General features: G+C 71.1%; 20 protein-coding genes. 3 read left to right on the forward strand and 17 right to left on the reverse strand.

What is annotated here, in order from left to right; translation table 11 throughout:
* Positions 1-4 precede the first annotated feature (4 nt).
* Positions 5-1,207 carry an MFS transporter gene (locus A6035_RS13355; protein ID WP_108849283.1) on the reverse strand — a complete coding sequence of 401 codons (1,203 nt, stop codon included), beginning with the start codon at positions 1,205-1,207 and terminating at the stop codon, positions 5-7.
* Between the two features lie 440 nt (positions 1,208-1,647).
* Between A6035_RS13355 and A6035_RS19180 the strand changes: the two genes are divergently transcribed.
* Positions 1,648-1,776: a hypothetical protein gene (locus A6035_RS19180; protein ID WP_268817664.1), complete on the forward strand. Its 129-nt coding sequence runs from the start codon at positions 1,648-1,650 to the stop codon at positions 1,774-1,776.
* A 45-nt stretch (positions 1,777-1,821) separates the two neighbouring features.
* Here A6035_RS19180 and ccsB read toward each other — a convergent pair whose 3' ends face one another.
* On the reverse strand, positions 1,822-2,862 hold the full coding sequence (gene ccsB / locus A6035_RS13370; protein WP_108848182.1) for a c-type cytochrome biogenesis protein CcsB: 1,041 nt from the start codon (positions 2,860-2,862) through the stop codon (positions 1,822-1,824).
* Positions 2,859-4,547: a cytochrome c biogenesis protein ResB gene (gene resB / locus A6035_RS13375; RefSeq protein WP_108848183.1), complete on the reverse strand. Its 1,689-nt coding sequence runs from the start codon at positions 4,545-4,547 to the stop codon at positions 2,859-2,861. Before resB ends, ccsB begins: the two co-directional genes overlap by 4 nt.
* A 238-nt stretch (positions 4,548-4,785) precedes the next feature.
* Between resB and A6035_RS13380 the strand changes: the two genes are divergently transcribed.
* Positions 4,786-5,286, forward strand: coding sequence for an SRPBCC family protein (locus A6035_RS13380; protein WP_167400793.1), 501 nt, complete (start codon positions 4,786-4,788; stop codon positions 5,284-5,286).
* A gap of 48 nt (positions 5,287-5,334) precedes the next feature.
* Here A6035_RS13380 and cynS read toward each other — a convergent pair whose 3' ends face one another.
* From cynS to A6035_RS13400, 4 genes are all read right to left on the reverse strand, one after another.
* Entirely contained in the window at positions 5,335-5,784 is a 450-nt protein-coding gene (gene cynS, locus A6035_RS13385) for a cyanase (protein ID WP_108848185.1), read from the reverse strand.
* 45 nt (positions 5,785-5,829) lie between these two features.
* Positions 5,830-6,756: a formate/nitrite transporter family protein gene (locus A6035_RS13390; RefSeq protein WP_235026732.1), complete on the reverse strand. Its 927-nt coding sequence runs from the start codon at positions 6,754-6,756 to the stop codon at positions 5,830-5,832.
* Between the two features lie 141 nt (positions 6,757-6,897).
* Positions 6,898-8,667, reverse strand: coding sequence for a hypothetical protein (locus tag A6035_RS19185; RefSeq protein WP_162534005.1), 1,770 nt, complete (start codon positions 8,665-8,667; stop codon positions 6,898-6,900).
* 152 nt (positions 8,668-8,819) lie between these two features.
* Positions 8,820-9,401 carry a DUF3558 family protein gene (locus A6035_RS13400; protein WP_162534006.1) on the reverse strand — a complete coding sequence of 194 codons (582 nt, stop codon included), beginning with the start codon at positions 9,399-9,401 and terminating at the stop codon, positions 8,820-8,822.
* Positions 9,402-9,655: 254 nt separating this feature from the next.
* Here A6035_RS13400 and A6035_RS13405 point away from each other — a divergent pair, with 254 nt between their 5' ends.
* Complete coding sequence (locus A6035_RS13405) at positions 9,656-11,032, forward strand: DUF222 domain-containing protein (protein ID WP_244192445.1); 1,377 nt, start codon at positions 9,656-9,658, stop codon at positions 11,030-11,032.
* Between the two features lie 32 nt (positions 11,033-11,064).
* Here A6035_RS13405 and A6035_RS13410 read toward each other — a convergent pair whose 3' ends face one another.
* The 10 genes from A6035_RS13410 to A6035_RS13455 all read right to left on the reverse strand — a co-directional run bounded on the left by A6035_RS13410 (position 11,065) and on the right by A6035_RS13455 (position 21,192).
* A complete protein-coding gene (locus A6035_RS13410) occupies positions 11,065-11,925 on the reverse strand; it encodes a cytochrome c biogenesis CcdA family protein (protein WP_108848188.1) in 861 nt (286 codons plus the stop codon).
* Positions 11,922-12,530 (reverse strand): TlpA family protein disulfide reductase, encoded by a 609-nt coding sequence (locus tag A6035_RS13415; RefSeq protein WP_108848189.1) that lies wholly within the window; start codon positions 12,528-12,530, stop codon positions 11,922-11,924. Before A6035_RS13415 ends, A6035_RS13410 begins: the two co-directional genes overlap by 4 nt.
* 3 nt (positions 12,531-12,533) lie before the next feature.
* A complete protein-coding gene (locus A6035_RS13420) occupies positions 12,534-13,442 on the reverse strand; it encodes a histidine phosphatase family protein (protein ID WP_108848190.1) in 909 nt (302 codons plus the stop codon).
* Positions 13,439-14,749 carry a glutamate-1-semialdehyde 2,1-aminomutase gene (gene hemL, locus A6035_RS13425; protein WP_108848191.1) on the reverse strand — a complete coding sequence of 437 codons (1,311 nt, stop codon included), beginning with the start codon at positions 14,747-14,749 and terminating at the stop codon, positions 13,439-13,441. The genes A6035_RS13420 and hemL overlap by 4 nt, the downstream gene beginning before the upstream one ends.
* Before the next feature lie 84 nt (positions 14,750-14,833).
* Positions 14,834-16,759, reverse strand: coding sequence for an alpha/beta fold hydrolase (locus A6035_RS13430; protein WP_244192446.1), 1,926 nt, complete (start codon positions 16,757-16,759; stop codon positions 14,834-14,836).
* A 282-nt stretch (positions 16,760-17,041) separates the two neighbouring features.
* Positions 17,042-17,284 carry a hypothetical protein gene (locus A6035_RS13435; protein WP_108848192.1) on the reverse strand — a complete coding sequence of 81 codons (243 nt, stop codon included), beginning with the start codon at positions 17,282-17,284 and terminating at the stop codon, positions 17,042-17,044.
* Positions 17,281-17,817 (reverse strand): hypothetical protein, encoded by a 537-nt coding sequence (locus A6035_RS13440; RefSeq protein ID WP_108848193.1) that lies wholly within the window; start codon positions 17,815-17,817, stop codon positions 17,281-17,283. The genes A6035_RS13435 and A6035_RS13440 overlap by 4 nt, the downstream gene beginning before the upstream one ends.
* Positions 17,804-18,430, reverse strand: a complete 627-nt coding sequence (locus tag A6035_RS13445) for a hypothetical protein (RefSeq protein ID WP_108848194.1) — start codon at positions 18,428-18,430, stop codon at positions 17,804-17,806. Before A6035_RS13445 ends, A6035_RS13440 begins: the two co-directional genes overlap by 14 nt.
* Positions 18,427-19,464, reverse strand: coding sequence for a porphobilinogen synthase (hemB, locus tag A6035_RS13450; RefSeq protein ID WP_108848195.1), 1,038 nt, complete (start codon positions 19,462-19,464; stop codon positions 18,427-18,429). The genes A6035_RS13445 and hemB overlap by 4 nt, the downstream gene beginning before the upstream one ends.
* Before the next feature lie 84 nt (positions 19,465-19,548).
* Positions 19,549-21,192, reverse strand: coding sequence for a bifunctional uroporphyrinogen-III C-methyltransferase/uroporphyrinogen-III synthase (locus A6035_RS13455; protein WP_108848196.1), 1,644 nt, complete (start codon positions 21,190-21,192; stop codon positions 19,549-19,551).
* Positions 21,193-21,244 lie beyond the last annotated feature (52 nt).

Here is a 21,244-nt window from a genome sequence, read left to right on the forward strand (position 1 = left end):
TGCTCTAGTTCCTCGGCAGGACCACGGCCACCAAGAGCGTCGCCACGGCGGTCAGGATCACGACCATCGCGATGGTTCCCGGCCATCCCGCCCAGTGCAGAAATATGCCGCCCGCGAACCCGAACACCGAGGAGCCTCCGTAATAGCCCAGGTTGTAGAGCGACGCCGACTGGGAACGTCCCGCGACCGCCGAGGCCCCCGCCCAGCCGGACGCCACCGCGTGGGACGCGAAAAATCCCACTGTGAGAACCACCGTCCCGGCGATGATGACCCACACGTCGGGAACCAAGGTGAGCGCGGTGCCCGCCATCATCGTCAGGTTGCCGGCGATCAACACCGGTTTGCGGCCGAAGCGCGAGGCCAGGACACCGGCCCGAGGAGCCGAGAAGGTGCCGGCCAGGTAAGCCAGGAAGATGAGCGACACCAACCAGACCGGCATCGAGAAGGGCGGAGCGATCAGGTGGAAGCCGAGGAAGTTGTAGACGGCGACGAACCCGCCCATGGTCAGGCATCCCTGAAGGTAGATCACCCACAGGGCCGGGGACCGCAGGTTGCCCACGAGCGCCGCTATCGCCACTGACAAACGGGTGACCCGCGGAGTGAAGTTCTGCGCCCTCGGCGCGGTACGCAGGAAGATCAGGACGCAGAGCACCGCGACGCCCGTGACCACGAGCATCCCGGCTTTCCAGCCGAACTGCTCCCCCAGGGGCGCCGCGATGATCCGCCCCGACAGGCCTCCGATGGTCGTGCCGGAGACATAACTGCCCGCGGCGATGGCGCCGACCTTCGGGCTGACCTCCTCGCTCAGGTACGCGATGGCCAGGGCCGGCACCCCGCCGAGCATGAGTCCCTCGACGAACCGTACGGCCAGCATCGAGGCGAAACCGGGCATGACCGTCATCAGCACCGCGCAGACACAGGCGAGAGTGATCGCCGCGAGCATCGCCTGCTTACGCCCCACCGCATCCCCGACGTAGGACCACGGGATGACGCCCAACGCCACCCCGGCAGTGGCGGCGGAGATCATGAGCGCGGCCCCGTCCGGACTGACCTGCTGGTCAATCGAGATCAGCGGCAGCAGTCCCTGGGGCGAGTACAGCTGCGCGAACGTAGCCACCCCGATGAAGAAGAGCGCTGTCAGCAGCCGTCGGTACGGCGGAGTTCCCGCCTGCAACCTCTGCGGCTCCAGATCATCGCTACTCACCATGCGCACACGCATTCCGAGCGCACTCGGTTCCTCACGTCAACCTGCACAGTCCCTCCCGGTTCATCGCGAACGCGGCCAGAGTAGGCGCTCCGTCCGGTGCCTCGACGAGCGCTCCACCCAGTGGACCACCATTACCTGGGCTGCCTCGGAGGGGGGTTTCAGGGCACCGCAGGTCAGAGCGGTGTGGCGGAAGATGCCGAGCACGGCGTCGGCCACGGACATCAGCCCGGCGGGCCCGACAGCACCCGACTCCCGCAGCCCCTCCAGCACGTGCGGCAGCGTGTACGTGCCCGAGGGGAACGACGAGCCTGTGATCTGCAGCGCCGGCAGCGAGGTCGACAGGCCCGCCCGACCCGTGCCCTGCTCACCCTCCGCAGGGCGGCGGAGCCGACGCCCGGGCCCAACAGGCGCGGCGCGAACAGAACGTGCAGTTCACTCCGGTGTCCGACGACCGCGCGCGCATCACCGCGACCCTTGCCGCCGTGGACGCTCTCGAGGTCACGGATCGCATCGAGGCGCTGGTCCGCACGGCGACCTCCGATGTGCCTCAGGGCGCGGCCGCGGCGTGACCGGAGAGTCTCAGTCCATGTCGCAGCCCGGCCTGCTGCTGGCGCTCAGTTCAGCCCGGCGTAGGAGTGCAGGCCCGAGACCACGATGTTGATGAAGAACAGGTTGAACACCAGCACCGCGAAGCCTGCGATGTTGATCCACGCCGCCTTCTTGGGGCCCCAGCCCGACGTCGCGCGGGCGTGGAGGTAGCCGGCGTAGAGCACCCAGGAGATGAAGGACACCGTCTCCTTGGGGTCCCAGCCCCAGAAGCGGCCCCACGCGCTCTCCGCCCACACGGCGCCGAGCAGGATGCCCACGCCGAAGATCGGGAAGCCGATCACCGTGGCGCGGTACGCCAGCCGGTCGAGGGTCTCCGCGGCGGGCAGCGGACGCGCCAGGCGCGCACCCCAGCCCCGCTCCTCGCCCTGTGGCTGCCACACGCGGATGAGGTACATGATCGACACGACACCCGGGATGAGCAGGATGCCGGAGCCCAGCGAGATGATCGTGACGTGGATCGGCAGCCAGTACGAGCGCAGCGCCGGCACCACGGGCGCGGCCTCCGAGTACAGGTGGGTCCCGCCGAAGAACAGCAGCACCAGCACCGGCAGCAGCACGAACGGCCACGCCGTCTGCAGCGCCGGCTTGCGCAGTAACACCAGCCCGGCGCCCACGGCGAGCAGGGTGGTGCCGAGGATGAACTCGTACATGTTGCCGAACGGGAACCGGTCCGTCGCCAGCCCGCGCGTGACCATCGACCCGGCGTGGAACAGGAACGCCACCACGATGAACAGCTGCGCGATCCGCGCCCACCGCACGTTGCCCTCGGAGGCGCGGTTCTCGTCACCGGTGTCGGTGAGCGACCTCGACTCCGTCAGGCCCACGTCCGAGCGACCGACTGTTCCCGACCCGCCGGCGGCTGCGCCCTGCCCGGCCGCGACCAGCTGCTGGTGCGAGACCTTGGGGACGCGGAAGCCCGCGTAGTAGATCAGCGACGCGACGAGCGCCAGGGCGTAGATCCCGAACGCCGTCCGGAAGGCGAGGTCCGAGTACGTCGACAGGGTCTCGTCGACGGGCAGTCCCTGCGCGAGGGTCCAAGTGATCACCGGGTGTCGTCCTTCCGCACGTCGTCGCCGGCGGTGCCGCGACTAGATGAAGTGTGGTCCTTATCGGCCCCACCCGGCAACACGGGTGTGACGGCCGAGGCCGCGACCAGCCGATCGCGGAGCTCGTCGAATTCGCTCCCCCAGCCGGACCGGTCCGTCTTGGCGAGGCCTCCCAGATCGACACGGGTGACCTCGTCGTCGTCGACACTCACCCGCGCCCAGATCCGCCGGCGCCGCACCATCAGGCTCAACACCAGCCCGCCCATCATGACCGCGGCGGACACCCCCACCCAGATCTGCGTGGGGTCGGAGGAGACCTGGATGTTGATGAACTCCTCGGCGCCGTCGAAGCGGACCTCGGTGCCGTCGGCGAGCGTGGTGGACTCGCCCGGCCTGAGGTTGACGCGCGCCTCGCGGTTGAGGACACCCGACTCGATGAGGTCCGAGTCCAGGGAGAAGATCGACTGCGGGCGGCCCGTGTCGAGGCCGGCGTCGCCGCGGTGGACGTCGATCGCCACCGCCGGATCGTCCATCCGCGGGAACCGGGAGCTGAGCAGCGTGCCGTCGAACTGGGCGGTCGGGGCGAAGAGACCCTGAATCGCGATCTGTTGCGTGCGCCGCTCGGCCAGGTCCGGGTACATGCCTGCGGGCGGGTCGAAGCGCATGATGCCCGACGACAAGAAGGTCTGCAGCTCGGTCGGCTGCCAGTGCTGCGTGTCCGTGCGGGTCTCGCCGTTCGGGAACGTCACCGTGAACGTCGGCGCGTAACCGTGGCCCTGCAGGTAGACGCGGGTCGAGCCGATGCGGAGCGGGTGGTTGACCCGCATCTCGTACGGCTCCCACGTGTCCGGGTCGGTGGTGGTGACCTCTTCGCTGTAGCGCACGTTGGAGGTGAACATCTCGGCCTGTCCGTTGGGCAGGTAGTCGGCGCGGAAGTCCTCGACCTTGATGCAGAACTGCTCGAGGTCCGTGCCGTCGACGAGCAGGCCGGCGCGGAACGAGTCGTACGCGCTGGGCGTGGTGTTGCAGAACGCCGGCGACTCCTCGTTCGCGACGATGACGCGCATGCCCTCCGCGTAGACGAACTTGCCCGCCGCGAACATGACGAGCAGCGCCAGCAGGCCGAAGTGGAAGACGATGTTCCCAACCTCGCGCATGTAACCGCGCTCGGAGGACAGTTCGATGGTGCCGGGGACGCGGCCGTCGCCGTCGTTGCGGCGGACCCGACCCTTGAGCTCGCGGCGGACCTGCTCGGCGGCCTGCTCGGGGGTGGCCGTCGTGCGGTAGGCGGCGTGGTGCGGCAGGCGCGACAGGTTGCGCGGCGTCAGCGGCGGCGGGGTGCGCAGTTGGCGGACCAGGTCGATCGAGCGGGGGGTGAGGCAGCCGACCAGCGAGATGAACAGCAGGACATAGATGGCCGTGAACCACCAGCTGGAGAACACGTCGAACAGTTGCAGGCGGTCGTAGAGCTCGCCGAGCCAGCCGTTCTCGGCGATGTACTCGTTGACGTTGCCCTCGTTGAGGCTGCGCTGCGGCAACAGCGCGCCCGGGACGGCCGCGACGGCCAGCAGGAAGAGCAGGATGAGCGCCGTGCGCATGGCGGTGAGGGTGCGCCAGGCGTTGCGGAGGTAGGCGGTGACGGTGCCCAGCGGTGAGCGGGCAGCGGCAGTTCTGGGCTCTGGCATGGGGTCCATCTGCGGGTCGCGGCGCGCCGAGGCGACTCGGCGCCGGTCGCACCCAGGCTAGCCCTGTGATCCTGAGCGGAACCTGGCAGGGTGCGGGCGGGGTAGGGCCGGGCACGGCGGAGCGTACGGCAGTCCTCGGGGAGGTCAGGCGGGGTGTGGCGGGGGTCTCCCGGTGACCCACCACGGAAGCCCGGAGCTGTTCTAGCCTCGGGCCATGACCCGGAGCAGCGCGACCACCATGCACCCCTGCGAGCCCGTCGGTCTCGACTACACCGCCACCGCGCGGTTCCGGTTCTCCAACTCCGTGGACATTCCCGCCACCCCGGCGCAGCTGTTCGAGATCTTCCTCGACGCCGACGCGTGGCCGCGGTGGGCGGGGGTGATCACCAAGGTCGTCTGGACCAGCGATCCCCCGCACGGTGTGGGCACCACGCGCACCGTCCACATGCTGGGTGGGCTCGTCGGCGACGAGGAGTTCCTCGCCTGGGAGACCGGGCGGCACATGGCCTTCCGATTCACCGCCTGCTCGCTCCGCGCCGTGCGTGCCTTCGCGGAGGCCTACGACATCGAGCCCACCGACCGCGGCTGCCGCCTCACCTGGACGCTCGCGCTGCACGGGAACGCGCCGACGAACCTGTCCCTCACCGTGGTCCGGCCAGTGATGAACCTGCTCTTCCGGCGGTTCCTGCGCACACTCGCCGCCCTGGCCGCCGAGCGGTACGCGGGTCGGGCCGGCTGAGCGTTCTCGTCGTCGTCGACTTCCCCACCGTCGCCACTGTCCCCACCGTCACCACCGGTAGTCGAGGAACTTGCCGTCCAGGGTGATCACCACCCGGTCTCCGTCCGGGTCGGGCCGGCGGGCGATGTCCACCTGGAAGTTAATCGCGCTCATGATGCCGTCGCCGAACTCCTCGTGGATCAGCGCCTTGAGCGCCGGCCCGTAGACCGACAACGCCTCGGTGAACCGGTAGATCGTCGGATCGGCCATCACCTCCGCCGGCGTGCCGCGCCCCGGCTGCAGGGCGAGGCCTTCCGCCACGTCATCGCCCAGCTCCAGCAGGTCGCACACCGACCTCGCCTGCTCGGTCGACATCGGGTGTTGCCCGAGCAGCGCGGCCGTGGTCCACACGAGCGGGGTTCCCAGGTGCTCAGCCAGCTCCGCCCAGGTGCGGCCCTGGCGGATGCGAGCCGACTCGACGTGGGCTGCGGCCTCGCTCTTGGACATGATCGGGATCATTGATGGACCTCTCGAGTGTCGGGATTGTGGGTTGGGGCGGGCGGTTCAGACCGCGGCGGGCTCGTCGCGGACGGCGGCGGGCCCGGTGGTGGCGCTGCGGTCGGTGCTGGCGACGGGCTCAGCGGCGGCGGGCCCGGTGGTGGCGGCTGCGCCACTTGCCGACGCCGACGTCCGCCGCTCCTTCGTGCGCGCGTGGGTGACGTAGAGCGTGAGCCCCACGAACAGCAGCCCGCCGACGAGGTTGCCTACGACAGTTGGGATCTCGTTCCACACCAGGTAGTCGCCGAGGGAGAAGTCGCCGCCCAGCATGAGCCCGGTCGGGAACAGAAACATGTTGACCACTGAGTGCTCGAAGCCCATGTAGAAGAACAGCATCACGGGCATCCACATGGTCAGTGCCTTACCGCTAACGCTGGTGGACATCATCGCCGCCACGACGCCGGTGGAGACCATCCAGTTGCACAGCACGCCGCGGAAGAACAGGGAGAGCATCCCGGCCGCTCCATACTCCTTGTAACCCAGCGTCCGAGATTCGCCGATTTCTCCGAGCCGCTGTCCCACCTCGTCCGGTTCCACGTTGAACCCGAAGGTGGTGATGAACGCGATGAGGAATGCCACGGTCAGCGCGCCGGCGAAGTTGCCGACGAACACCAGACCCCAGTTGCGCAGCATGCCCCCGACCGTCACGCCTCGGCGCTTGTCGAGCAGGGCCAGTGGCACCAGTGTGAACACGCCGGTGAGCAGGTCGAATCCCAGCAGGTACAGGAGGATGAAGCCCACGGGGAAGAGCACGGCGCCGAGTAGCGCGCTGCCGGTCTGGACGGTGACGGTGACGGCGAAGGCCGCCGCGAGCGCCAGGATCGCCCCTGCCATGAATCCGCGGATGAGAGTGTCGCGGGTGGACATGTGGACCTTCTTGGCCCCGGCGTCGATCATCGCGCGGGTGAAGTCCGGTGGTTGGACGTAGGACACGGGTGCCTCCAACTGTGCTGCGGTGGGTGGTCGTACCGCGTCGAGTCTGGGCGCGCTGTGTGTCCGGACCGTGTCTCTGTTGTGTGGATCGGTAACCCTTTGCTCACCGCCGCGCGGGCTGTTGGTGAGGCCGGTTCCGGACTAGCCCTGTGTCGCGCCTCCGCCGGTGTAGTCGCGGCCGAGTGTGCGTCCGCGGTACGGCTCGGCGCCGTCGTTCGTGGGCGCAGGTTCCTCGGCCGGCTTGCGGCCGAGCACCGCCGGGGCGACCTTGACGGGTTCGCCGATGATGGCGGTGGTGTTGGTGGCGTTGGTCAGGTAGCTCGCCGGGGTGTGGCCGCGACGGTCGCTGTTCTGGCCGGCGTTGGCCGCGCTCATCACCCCGCCCATCGGCATCGCGCCGGCGCGCCCGGCCTGGGCCGTGCCTGTCGACGACGACGAGAGCGCCCCCGCACCCGGGCCCGCCGGCCCACCGGGCGCGGGACCGGCGCCGGGAGCGCCCGCTGACAGTCCGCCTCCGCCCGGGACTGCCGCGCCGCCGGCACCGAATCCCGCCAGTGTCCCGGCGCCGCCTATGCGGGATGCGCCCGCTCCCGCGCCGGCCGCGGCAGCGCCACCACCGCCGAGCAGGCCGCTGGTCGAGCCGAACCCGCGATCCCGGCCCCGGCCGTTCCCGCTCGCCCCGCCACGGATCCCCCGGATGCCGCCCGCACCGGCGCCTGCCGGGGCGCCCTGCTGCCCGGTCGCTCCGGTCATCGGCGTCACCGGCGCGCCGGCTGCGGTGGTGGCCGCGTTCACCCCGCCGCCCGCACCCGGCTGCCCGGCCACCGGCTGCCTTGCATCCGACTGCCCAGCGCCCGCCTGGCCCGCTCCCGCCGCGGCCGTCCCGCCGCCGTCGGCTGCGCCCGTCCGCGCGGCCAGAAGCGCCTGCTCGGTCGCGGCATCGCTCACCGCGCCCGGCGGGTTCGCCGTCGACACACCCACACCACCTCCGGCCCCGCCCGCGGTGGCGCCGACCTCTCCGGTGAGCGCGGCGAGCGTGCCCGGGTTCGGCGCGGCCGGCTGCGCCGGACGCGCGATGCCCTCGGTGTTCCAGACCCGCGCCATGTCGATCCCGTCCGGGCCACCCAGCGCCGACGTGGAGACCACCCGGTACGCGGCGGTGAAGTCCAGATCGTCGAGATTGGCGTCCATCACCGCGGGGCTGTACTCGGTGTTGACGATAGCCCGCGCCTGCTCCTCCGCCGCGGCCTGCTGGGCCCGTGACGCGGCGGCCGCCGACAGTCCCGCCGGTCCGAGCTCGCGCCCGGACAGCTGCGCGAGCTGCGCCTGCGCCGCCTGCTCGGCCACGTTCGTGCGCGTGGTGACGAACCCCTGGCGCGCGCGCCCGGCCTTCTCGGCGACCTTCTCCAACTCGCCCGACAGCCTCACCGCCGAGCCGACAAGGCCCCGCACCGAGTCCTGCGCACTCACCGCGAACTCGCCCTGCCACCCATGCCCGAGCACATTGTTCAGATCGGACTGGAGCTGCGTCGCCGCGGTGTGCAGCGCCTCGGAGACCTCGCCGGCCCGTTGCTGGATCCGGCTGAACTGCTCGGGCTCAAGCGCCTGCGCGCACTGGGCGATCCGCTCCAACGGCGAATCCGACACATCCTCCGGACCCACCCGCCCATAGCCGCCCATCACGCACGAGTCCTCGAGGATGAACCCATCCGCCTCACTCGCATGAATCAGGCCCAGGCTCTGCAGCCCCGCCGGCTCCTCGGCCGCCTTCGACAACGCCCCCGCCAACGCCTCATCCTGCGCCTCGATCAACCCGCCCGCGGCGGCGAAGAGCAGAGACATGGCCTCGGCTTGGTTTGCGAACCCCACCAGAAGCGTCGATAAGTCGGTTTCCGCGAAGAGCGAATACACCGTTCCAATCTGCCGCGCGGTCTCGAACGATCCGCCAGAGGCAGAAAAGCCAGTGTATCGATCAAGCGCTGATAAGTATTCCACGGCAGCTTTGAATCGGTCACACGCCGTTACGCAGTCTTGTGCGGAGCTTGGTTCGAGATGAACTGACATCAGTAATCCCCTCCCGGAATGTACGGCACTACCGGCTCAATTACTTCGTCAAGCACGTCGCACGCCGTCCAAGGCCGCTCACCGCGAAAGGTTCTGAGCGACGTACGCAAATTCACATTGACCAGTACCGCTCCACGCGAGGTAAAGAACGCTTGGTAACAGGTGTCCTCTTCGCGCCCCTCGTCACTCGCCCGGAATCCGGGGCGACCGCTGACCGTCGATTCAGTATCTACGGAGCCGAAGCCTCGATCGCCAATTAGGGCACGCTTCGTTTTCCAGGTGGAGATCACACCAAAAAGAAGTTCGTCGTTTTTCCACCCACACGTGAACAAGTCGCCTGGCTCGTGATTGCGAAGACCTTCGTCCAGCCGGACGGGCGAACCTACAGTTTCCTCGATGGCTTCAATCGGGATCTCACCACACGGTTCGAAAAGGGCGGGCCTCTGCTCGACCGGCAGATCCCACGGATTGCCGGACTTTTCAGGGGCGGCAGATCTCGTCGTCGTCGGCGTCTCTTCTCCTCCGCCCGCCGACGCACACCCGGACAGCACCACGCCGGCCGCCACCAGCGCGGCGCACAAAGCTCTACTTCTCCCCACAACCTGTACGACGCCCCGCCCAGCCGAATGGTTCCGCCGTCGCCCTGAGTTCTCGAACCGGAGGCGTTGCGGCGAGTCATGAGGGGCATGATTGAGTCGGTGCGCGGTCACAGCCAGTGATCTTTGCAGCTGAGCGAAGCCGGCGGATGGGTCATCCGACGCGCGGCCACGTCGCGCCAGTCGGCGTGACCTGCGGAGACGGGTTCGTGTCGTACCCGGATGATCTAATCGAACACATGAGCGACAGGGTGAGTGGTGCGGGCAGTGCCTCCACGGCGGGCGGTGAGATGGCCGCCGTGCTGTCCGCGCTCGATGCGCACCTGCGCCGCGACTGGTCCGAGGCCGCGGCGGCTGAGTTGCACGCCGAGCTCGTCGCGCTCGAGCAGGCCCAACGGCGCCTCCGCGCCACCCAGGCGCGCGTCATGGCCGCCGCGCGGAGAGCCGGGGCCGCCAGGCAGATGGGCTACATCAACGAACGTCAGATGCTCACCGGCGGCCTCGGCCTGGCGCCGGGCGAGGCGCGCGGCCGCCTCGAGGACTCCGCGATCGCCGACACCGCCCGCATGGCCGCCACCGCGGCCGGGAAGATCTCGGCCGGACACCTGAAGATCATCACCACCGCCCTGGCCGCGCTACCGGACGAGGTCGACGACGACGAGCGTAGCCGCCTCGAGGCCGAGCTGATCGCCCTGGCCGCCGGACAGTGCACGACCCGCCGCCTGCAGGAGAACGCCCACCGCCTGCTGGACCAGATCGACCCGGGCCGCACCGAACGCGGCGCCGGCGAACGGGCTAGGCGTCGATCGGTCACCTGCTCCGGCCAGGGGCTGGACCTGATGGCCCGGGCGTCGATGACCATGGACCCCCAACTGGCGGCCTTGATGCGTGAGGTCCACGCCCGCTGGGGACAACCCGGACGCCTGTGGCCCGACCCCGACGACAAGGACACCCGCAGCGACGGTCAACGCATGCACGACGCCCTCGTCCACGCCCTGACCCTCGCGCTGGCCACAGACGCGAGCAAGACCGGCGCGGCGGCGGCGATCGTCGTGCGCATCGACCTCGACCAACTGGCCACCCTGGCCGGATGCGGTCACACCGACGGCGGCATCCGCGTCCCCGTCGACCAGGCCATCGCCATGGCGGCCGGCAACCACTGGTTCCTCGCCCTGTGCGATGAGCAGATCGACCTGAAGCTCTACCGCAGTCGCCGCACCGCCTCCCACTACCAACGCCTGGCATTGTTCGCCGCCTACGGCGGCTGCACCCACCCCGACTGCGACCAGGACGCCCGACACTGCCAAGCCCACCACGCCGGTAAACTCTGGGCCGCCGGCGGGCTGACCAACATCAACGAACTGGCCCTGACCAGCGCCGACTGCCACGCCATGATCCACGACACCGGCTGGACCACCATCCCCGACCGCACCGCACCCCAAGGCGTCCGATGGATCCCACCAGCCGGAACCCCACGCGCGACCAACCCACCGCCACCCACACCCGGCCCACCACCACTGACGCCGCTGCACGCGCCAGTCCTACCGTTCGCCCTTCTCCACGACCTCGACACAGCGATCGCGCAGCGCCTCACCGACAACCGGATCGCCGCATGACCGCGCGAGCGACGCCGGCCAGCCCGAGTGGGTCAGATGGGCAGAGTGGTGTCCGAGATGGCGAAGTCGCGCAGCCAGTCGATGAACAGCGCCCAGCCGCCGGAGAGCAGCAGCAGGCCCACGATGATGAGCATGACGCCGCCGAACACCTGGATGGCCCGGGTGTGCTTCTGCAGCCACCCGACAGTGCGCATCGCCCAGGTGGACCCGAACGCCACCACTACGAACGGCAGCCCGAGTCCGAGGCAGTACGCCACGATCAGCAGGACGCCTCGGACCGCGTCGACGCCCGTACCGGCGGCCACCGACAGCGCGGCGGCGAGCGTGGGACCCAGGCACGGGGTCCAGCCGAGGGCGAAGACGGCGCCGAGCATCGGCGCGCCGAGCCACGTCGAGAGCGCCTTGGGCTGCATGCGGGTGTCCCGCTGCAGGGTGGGCACAAGACCGATGAAGACCAGGCCCATGAGGATGGTCACCACGCCGCCGAGCCGCTGCAGCAGCTCCTGCTGCGGGGCCAGGTACTGCACGGTCCCCAACACCATCGCGCTGAGCAGCACGAACACGACGGTGAACCCACCCACGAACAGCAGGGACGCGCCCACCACGCGGGCCCGGGAAGCGCGGCGGGTGCGCCGTTCCTCCACGGTCAGGGTGGCGGTGGCGGCGCGCTGCCGTTCTGCGGCGGCCGCGGTGACCGGCGGGCGCTCGGCGCCCACCACGCTGGCCAGGTACGCGAGGTACCCGGGCACCAGCGGGATCACACAGGGCGAGGCGAACGACACGAGCCCGGCCAGCAGGCACGCGCCCAGCGCCAGCAGGATCGGCCCGCTGGCCACGGTCTGCTGGAAGGTCTCCCCGACGCTCTGGGCGAGCAGGATCACCTCGGGGGTCACACCTGCTCGACCTCCTCGGCCAGGATCCTGTCGACGGTCTCACTCAGCTCGTCGTCGGTGATCTCGGCCAGGTACACGGCGGCCACCCGGTGCTGCTTGTCCAGGATTATCGTCGCCGGCACCACCGACGTCGGGAAGCCTCGGAGGGCGGCGACGGCCGCGTTGCTCGGGTCCCAGATCGACGGGTACGTGATGCCGTTGTCGCGGACGAAGTCGACGGGCTTCTGCCGGTTGGGGTCGCGAAGATTGATGCCGAACACGGTCGCGCCGCGGGGCTCGTACTCCTCCTGCAGGCGCTGCAGGTCGTCGGACTCGGCGCGACACGGCCCGCACCACTGGCCCCACAGGTTGAGGATCACCACCTGCCCGGCGAAGTCGTCCTGCACGGTGAGCGTGCGGTCGGGGTCGAGCAGGTCGGGCCCGGCGATCGTGGCGACGGCCTTGCGCTCGGCAGGGGGGTCGTAGTGGATCTCGATCTGGCCGTCGGGGCTGACGAACTCGAACGTCTCCGGACCCACCACTACGGCGTCGTCGCCGGTCGCGCAGCCGGAGACGAGCGCACCGGTGAGCAGCAACGCGCCGAGCGCGGCCTTGGTCTTACGCATGGGTCATGCTCCAGTCTGCGTCGGGTCGGACTCGCCCGCCGGCTCGGAATAGACGATGTCCCGCAGCGTGGTGCCCTCGAACACCAGCGAGGTGACCGAGGCCAGGGAGCACTGCCGGGACCGCGGGTCGTGCCACAGGCGCCGCCCCTCGAGGAAGCGTCGCGTGGTGTAGACGGGCAGCTGGTGGCTCACCAGGACGGCCTCGTGCCCGCGGGCGGTGTCGAGGGTCGAGTACACGGCGCCGATCATGCGGTGCGCGATCTGCAGGTACGGCTCGCCCCACGACGGCCGCAGCGGGTTGACCAGGATCGGCCAGTACTGCGGGTCCCGGAGCGCGCCTCCGGGGCCGCCGACCTTGCGCCCCTCGAAACGGTTCTCCGCCTCGATGATGTCCGCGTCGATCCCCACCGGCAGCCCGAGGGTCTCGGCGAGCGGGGCGGCGGTCTCCTGGGCGCGCTGCAACGGGGAGGCGACGATCGACACGATGTCGTGCCCCTTCCCCAGGACGCGGGCGACGGTCTCCGCCTGGCTGCGTCCCAGCTCGGACAGCCGGAACCCTGGCAGCCGCCCGTAGAGGACGCCCTCGGGGTTGTGGACCTCGCCGTGGCGCACGAGATGCACGATCGTCTGCGTCTCGTTTGCGCGGGCCGAGGTGTCCCGGGGGGTCGACGACGACGAGGTCGGCTCACCCGGAGCGGCGATCGTCCCCGGCTCGGCGCCATAGGACGCAGACCCCTCGGGCTGCGTCTCGACGGGCGCCTCTGCCGGGTCCGCGGCGGCCGCGGACCCGCCCAACGACGGCGGCGCCGCGGCGGGGGCGGGATGGTCTCCGCGCAGGGGGATCGGCAATGAGGTGGGGCCGGTCGCCGGGACGGCGAGACGTCCCCGTAGCCCGCGGCCGCTGCGGCTCATCGGCCGTCCTCGGGGGCGGTCGCGGCGGCGGCCGCCTCGGCGGCGACGGGCAGGGCGTCGGCGATGTGCTGGAAGTCGTCGTCGGTGAGGGCCGTGGAGACGAACCAGGTCTCGAAGGCGCTCGGAGGGGCGTAGATGCCCCGGTCCAGCAGGGTATTGAAGAAGGGCGCGTACCGAAAGGTCTCGGCGGCCTTGGCGCCGGCATAGTCGGTGACCTGCTCCTCGGTGAAGAACACGCTGAGCATCGTGCCCGCCCGCTGGATGGTGTGGGCGACACCGGCGCCGTGCAGCGCGTTACCGATGAGGGCCTCGAGCCGGTCGGCGTTGGTCTGCAGGGTGTAGTAGCAGGCGTGGTCCGCCAGACGCAGCGAGGCGAGGCCCGCGGCCACCGCGACGGGGTTCCCGGACAGGGTGCCCGCCTGGTAGACGGGTCCGGCCGGCGCGAGGGCGGCCATAACATCGGCACGGCCGCCGAACGCGGCGGCGGGCAGTCCGCCGGACATGACCTTGCCGAAGGTGGTGAGGTCGCCGGCGACGCCCTCGATGCCCCACCAGCCGCGGTCGCCGGCGCGGAAGCCGGTCATGACCTCATCCATCACGAGCAGCGCGCCGTTCTCGGAGCACAGAGTGCGCAGTTCCTCGTTGAACCCGGGCAGCGGCGGGACGGTGCCCATGTTGCCGGCGGCGGCCTCGGTGATCACACAGGCGATCTCGCCCCCGTGGTTGGCGAACGCCACGCGCACGGCCTCGATGTCGTTGTACGGCAGCACGATCGTGTCGTGGGCGGTCGCGCCGGTCACGCCGGGCGAGTCCGGCAGGGCGAAGGTGGCGAGGCCGGAGCCCGCGTCGGCGAGGAGGGCGTCGACGTGGCCGTGGTAGCAGCCGGAGAACTTGATGACCTTGGAGCGGCCGGTGAACCCGCGGGCCAGGCGCACGGCGCTCATGGTGGCCTCGGTGCCGGAGTTGACCAGTCGCACCTCTTCGACCGAGGTGCGGGCGATGATCTCGCGGGCCAGGTCGACCTCGCCCTCGGTGGGGGTGCCGAAGCTGAGGCCGCGGGTGGCGGCGTCGCGGACGGCGTCGACGATCTCGGGGTGGGCGTGCCCGTGGATCATGGGGCCCCACGAGCAGACGAGGTCGATGTAGGTGTTGCCGTCGACGTCCGTCATGCGAGAACCCCGCGCTTCGCGGATGAAGCGCGGGGTTCCGCCGACGGAGTTGAAGGCGCGCACCGGGGAGTTCACTCCGCCGGGGATCAGCTCGCGGGCCTCGGCGAAGAGCTCGGCCGATCGGGTGGTACCGGACATGCCGGACGGGGTCGGGAAGGCATCACTCGCAGACGTCACTCCCCCAGTGTCTCAAAGTCCGGCCGCGAGTACCCCCTCGTGGTGTTAGACCTGCGGCTGCGCGGGCGGGGCGGGCGGCACGAAGGGCGCGAACAGCGACTTCGCGGCGGCGTCGACCTGCCCGGCGAAGTCCTGCACCGCCTTCTCCGCCTGCTGGTGCAGCTGCTGCGGACTGGGCAGCGGCGCGGGGGCCGGCACCGCAGCGGGTGCGGCGGCAGGCGCGGCAGGGGCGCCGAGGGATCCGGTCGCCGGGGCGGGCGCGTCCGCGGGGGTGCCGACGGAACCGGTCGCCGGGGCGCCGACGGAGCCGAGAGCCGCAGCGTCGGTGACGCCCGCGCCGGCGCCGGCGTCGCGGTGGGTGCCGTACCAGTCGTCAGCACCCGCGACGGGCGCGGACATGCCCTGCTGGGCGGCGGCGATGCGCTCGGCCTCGCCCCAGCGGGGCAGCGGCTCGGGCGACGGCTTGCCGTCGACGTGGCCCGGGGTCGCGGCGCCGGTGCGGAGGAACTCCATCACCAGCTTGTCGACGGCCTCGTTGCCGGTCCGGAAGGTGCCGTGGTCGCCGCCGCCGACGGTGACCAGGGCGCCACCGAGCGCCTCGACCACGCGGTGCGCGCCGGCGATGGGGGTGATGGCGTCGTTCTCGGAGTGCAGCACGAGCGGCTTCTCGTCGAGCGCGTCACCGTTCGGGCTGATGGTCCGCGCGACGGGCTCCCAGCCCACGCAGTCGTCCCCGGCGGCCTCGACGGCGGCGCGGGTGGTGAGTCGGTTGCCGCCGGTGAACTTGTCGACCTTGGCGGACATGACGCCCAGCTGGTCGGACGGCGCCGCGGTCTCGTTGCACGTGATGATCGAGTTCATCTCGACGTCCGTGCGGTAGACGGGCGAGCGGTTCTCCTGCGCGGCGAGCATCAGGCCCACGGTCTCGTAGTCGACCCGGGCGATGTTCCCGCCGTCGTTGTAGTACTTGAGGATGTGGGCGAGCATCGGCCACGCCTGCTCGGAGTAGGTGGCGCCGACAGTGGTGTCGTAGAGCCCGGTGGTGGCGTTGTTGGTCAACCCCTGCAGGGCGACGGCCCGGGCGAAGCCCTCGACGCGGGCGCGGGCGGGGGCGGTGCCGTTGATGACGTCCAGCGCGGGGCGCTCGACCGGGGTGCCGCGCAGCTCGACGGGCAGGTCGCGCGCCTCGGCGGGCGGCGGGGTGAGGTTGGCGGGGCCGCCCACTTCCTGGTCGGTGACCCACTTCCAGGAGTGGAACACCTTCAGCGGGGTGTCGCCGAGGCCGTAGTAGTCGTCACGCTCGGCGATCCAGGCGAAGATGTCGTTGACCCGCCGCTCCTGCGCCAGGGCACCCTGCTCGGCCTGCTTCGACCAGCGCCAGTCGGGGTGCGTGTTGGAGTCCAGCACCATGCGCCCGGTGTTCTCCGGGAACAGGGTGGCGAAGTCGGTGCCGATCGCGGTGCCGTACGAGACGCCCACGTAGTCGATCTCGGCCAGCTCGAGCGCCTCGCGGACCGCGTTCATGTCGCGGGCGGCGTTCTCGGTGGTCATGGACGCCATGTACTCGGGGTCGGTGCCGTAGCAGGCGTCGTGGAGCGCGTTGACGGTGTTCGGGCCGACGAAGTCGACGTTGCAGACCATCGGGTTGGAGCCGAACAGCCCACGCGGCTGGACGGCCACGAGATCGTGGTTCTCGTAGAGCCCCTCGGGGCCGCTGCCGTCGGGGGCCGGGTTCCAGAAGTTGAGCGCGTAGTTGCCGGGTCCGCCGGGGTTGCCGAACACCGTGGAGCGCGCCTGCCCGGAGGAGGCCTTGATCCGCGTGAGGGCGACCTTGGTCTTGGCGGCGTCGGGGGCGTTGTAGTCGACCGGAACCTCGACGGTCCCGCACTCGAGGCCGGCGGGCACGTATTCGGCCTCGATCCCGAGCATCTCGGTGCAGTCCTGCCATTCGACCTGCGTGGCCGAGGCCACTCCGGTTCCCAGAAGTGCGATCGCCCCGACGACCGCCGTGGTGCCAACAAAAGTGCTAGACGGCTGCACCGATCCCCGATTCCATGTGCTGTAGGTGTCTCTCCGGCGAATCGGACGCAGCGACTGCTCGTTTTCACGAGTGTCACATGCGTCCGAACCGCGACAAATGTAGCCCGTGACCCCCGCCACGCGGTGGAGCCCCGTGCGGACTCAGGGAACCGTCACACGATCGTTACCGGGACTTCCGGGTTACCGGGAAAGCCCCAGCTAGAAGTAGATATGTCACGCCCCGCGACGGGGGGAGCCTCGGAGCATCGCGAGCGTGGCGAGGACCATGGTCAGGCCGGCCAGGACGGTGGCGGCGAACAGCAGCCGGGTGTCGGTCCGCACCCGCTCGATGGACCCCTCGACCGGCGGGTCGACCACCGGCGGCTGGACGAAGACGACGTCCCGGGACAGCCACCAGAGCAGCACGGCGAGTGCGGCGGTGACGACGGAGGCCACCGCGAGGCGACGCGAACTCACGCCGGGTCCGACCCGCCGCGTCCCGCCCCGCCCTCGGCCGCGGCGACGGCACCGCTGAGGGCGGCGTGCAGGGCGGCGCGGTCGCGGGCCCAGGCGCGGACCTCGGCGCCGGAGTCCAGGCGCAGTCCGACCGCCCCGCGGCGGCGCGGGACCTCCCGCAGCTCGCCGAGCGTGCGGGCGGTCTCCCACGAGGCCTCGGGCGCACCGGCGGCCGGCAGCGGAAGCACCGCGTCGATCCGGTCCAGGCCGAGCTCCTCGGTGCCCTGGATGTACACCTCGGGGGTGAGCCGGACACGGCCGTGGACGCGGGTGGCGGCGATCATCACGCCGTGGCAGAGCGCGGACGCGACCGCACAGACGGTCAGCATCATCCAGTGCACGGGGGCGCCGGTGATCAGCTCGAACGCCGCGGCGGCCGCGCAGAACACGGGGGCGGCGAGGAACCACGCCCAGCTCCAGCCGTCCTCGGCGTACAGGATGGGGCCTTCGGGCTCTATGCCCGGCCGTGTGGCGGCCGCGTCACTTGCCGGCACGCGCGCCGCCGCCCGGGGTGGTGAACGTCATGGCCTCGGCCGTGTGCTGGCGCCACACGGCGGTGGCGGCGCACAGCCCGGCCAGGATCTGCAGGGCGATGACGATGAAGCTGACCACGTCACCCCGCTCCCCCGCGACCGCGACCCCGCCGAACACGCCGACGACCACGGACACCGCGTCGACGATCAGGAAGACGGCCACGATGTCGAGCATCGTGCGGGCCCAACCTTTCCCGGCCCGCAGGCGGAAGGCCAGCCACACGGTGACCGCGGCGGCGAGCAGCGCCACCACGGCACCGACCGCCAGGGAGATGGAGAACATGTCCTCGACCGAGATGTCGACGGCTCCGGTGTCGGCGACGGCGTCGCGGAACGCGTCCCGGGTGGCGGCCGGCAGGTCGCCGAAGCTCGCGGTCGCGGCGTTGAGGAGCATGCCGACGAGCCCGAACGCGGCGGCGGCGAGCCAGAGCACCCACGCCGTGTGGATCTCCTCCGGCGGGGGCCCCGCGCGCTCGGTGGGCGAGGTGGGCTCGGTGGGTTCTACGGGACCGGCCGGTGCGCCCGACTGCTCGGGCCGGGCGGGCGGTCGCCAGGGACCGCTGGCGCGTGTCACCGCGCGCCCCAGCCTTCGGAGAGCAGGCGGGCGGCGTGAAGGGCCCAGTAGGTCAGGACGATGTCGGCGCCGGCGCGTCGGATCGAGGTGAGGGACTCCATGACGGCCGGGTCGTGGTCGATCCAGCCGCGCTCGGCGGCGGCGGAGATCATCGCGTACTCGCCGGAGACCTGGTACGCCGCCACGGGCACGTCGGAGATCTCTGCGGTCTGGCGCAGGATGTCGAGGTAGGACATGGCGGGCTTGACCATCACCATGTCGGCGCCCTCGTCGAGGTCGAGCCGGACCTCGCGCAGGGACTCGCGCATGTTGGCGGGATCCTGCTGGTAGGTACGGCGGTCGCCGCGCAGCGACGAGCCGACGGCCTCGCGGAACGGGCCGTAGAAGGCGCTGGCGTACTTGGCGCTGTAGGCCAGGAGGGCCACGTCCTGGTGACCCTCGCGGTCGAGGGCCTCGCGGATGGCGGCGATCTGTCCGTCCATCATCCCGCTGGGCGCCACGACGTGGGCACCGGCGGCGGCCTGGGACACGGCGAGGTCGTTGTAGGCGACGAGGGTGGCGTCGTTGTCGACGATCTGTTCGCCGCGCGGGTCGGTTCCGAGGACGCCGCAGTGCCCGTGGTCGGTGAACTCGTCGAGGCAGGTGTCGGCCATGATCACGAGGTCGTCGCCGACCTCGGCGCGGACGGCCGCGAGGCCGCGGTTGAGGATGCCCTCGGGGTCGGCGCCACAGCTCCCGGTGGCGTCCTTGTCGGCGTCGAGCGGGACGCCGAACAGCATGATCCCCCCGAGCCCGGCCTCGGCGGCGGCGACGGCCTCGCGGCGCACCGAGTCGACGGTGTGCTGGACGACCCCGGGCAGCGACGAGATGTCGCGCGGCGCATCGATCCCGTCGGCGACGAACGCCGGAAGCACCAGCTGACGGGGCGCGAGCGTGGCCTCGGCGACGAGCCGACGCATGGCCGGCGTCGAGCGCAGTCGACGCGGACGCACCAGCGGCGCGGGGACGGAAGCGGTGTCGTCGTGCGGTGTCATCACGTGTCCCACTGTACGAAAGTCGCCGTCACCGGCGCCGGGTGCTCTCCGAGGGGCACCCGAGCGCCGGTGACACGTGCCGGGTCAGCGCCGGCGGGCGCGTCGACGCGGGGGCGGCAGTTCGCCGGCCGCGCGCAGGTGGTCGGCGTGCGCGGCGAGGGCGTCGACCAGTTCCAGCACCGATGCGTTCTCGGGCTGCACGTCCACGCGCAGGCCGAACTCGGCGGCGGTCTCGGCGGTGCGCGGCCCGATGCAGGCGATGAGCGTGCGGGCGTGCGGCTTGCCGGCGATGCCGACGAGGTTGCGCACGGTCGAGGAGCTGGTGAAGCACACCGCGTCGAACCCGCCGGTCTTGATCATCTCGCGGATCTCGGCGGCCGGCGGGGCGGCGCGGACGGTGCGGTAGGCGGTGACGTCCTCGATCTCCCAGCCGCGGGCGGTGAGGCCCTCGGCGAGGGTCTCGGTGGCGATGTCGGCGCGCGGCAGCAGGACGCGGTTGACGGGGTCCAGGACGTCGTCGTACGGCGGGAACACCTCGAGCAGGCCGAGGCTGGACTGCTCGCCGCTGGGCAGCAGCTCGGGCTGGATGCCCAGTTCGCGGACGCGGGCGGCGGTGCCCTCGCCGACACAGGCGATCTTCACGCCGGAGAAGGCGCGGGCGTCGAGGCCGAACTCGACGAACTTCTCCCACACGGCGCGGACGGCGTTGGAGGAGGTGAACACGACCCACTGGTAGCGGCCGTCGACGAGGCCCTTGACGGCGCGCTCCATCTGAGCGGGGCTGCGGGGCGGCTCGACGGCGATGGTCGGCACCTCGACGGGCACGGCGCCGTGCTCGGCGATGCGCTCGCTCATCTCGGCGGACTGGGCCTTGGTACGGGGCACGAGCACGTTCCAGCCGAACATGGCACGCGACTCCCACCACTGGTGGCGGTGCCGCTCACCGGCGGACTTGCCGATGGTCACCACCAGGTCGCCCTCCATGTCGCGCCCGACCTCGGCCATGGTCGCGAGGGTGCCGTCGGCGGATTTCTGGGCACAGAGAGAGCCGGAGCAGGTCACGGTGACCGGGGTGCCGGCGGCGAGGCCCTGCTCGGCGAGGTTGGAGGCGGCCTCGGCGAGGTGCCGGGTCGTGGTGCGCAGGACGATGGGCCCCGGCGAGCCGACGAGGGCCGCCCAGTCGACCTTGCCGCGGCCGTCGGCGAAGACGTAGCCGGAGCCGAGCGCGATGCCGGCGAAGGCGGGCACGGCGGTGGCCTCGGCGACACCGGGGACGACCTCGAACGGCACGACGGTGCGGCCGACGGTGGCGATCTCGACGACGGTGGCGTCGGTGGTCATGGGGTCGCCGGTCACGAGGCGGACGACGTCGCGGCCCTTCTTGGCCTCGGCGACGAGTTGCTTGGCCACGGCGGCGGGCTCACCGAGCACGGGCCGGACGTCGGCGGCGGTGGGAGCCGGGAGTGCCTTGAGGCGCTTGACCTCGGCCTTGTCCTCGGCGGCCACGGCGGCGTCGATCTCGGCCTGACGCGCGTCGAGCAGTTCCTGCGGTACGGGGACCTCGGTGGCGACCAGTGCCAGTACGTCGGCCGACACGTCGGCGTCGGCGAAGACCAGCGCGTTGCCGGCGAGGACCTCGCGGGCCCGGCAGGTGAGCATCCCCGCGTTGCCTGGACCGCCGCCGACGAAGCGGACGGTTCCGGGGCGGGTGGTGCGTGCTCGAGTCATTGTTCGTCTCTCCGTGCGGTGGGTGTCGCGCGCTGGCTGCGCGCGAGATGGG

The organism is Dietzia lutea, from assembly GCF_003096075.1.
Classification (GTDB): Bacteria; Actinomycetota; Actinomycetes; order Mycobacteriales; family Mycobacteriaceae; genus Dietzia; species Dietzia lutea.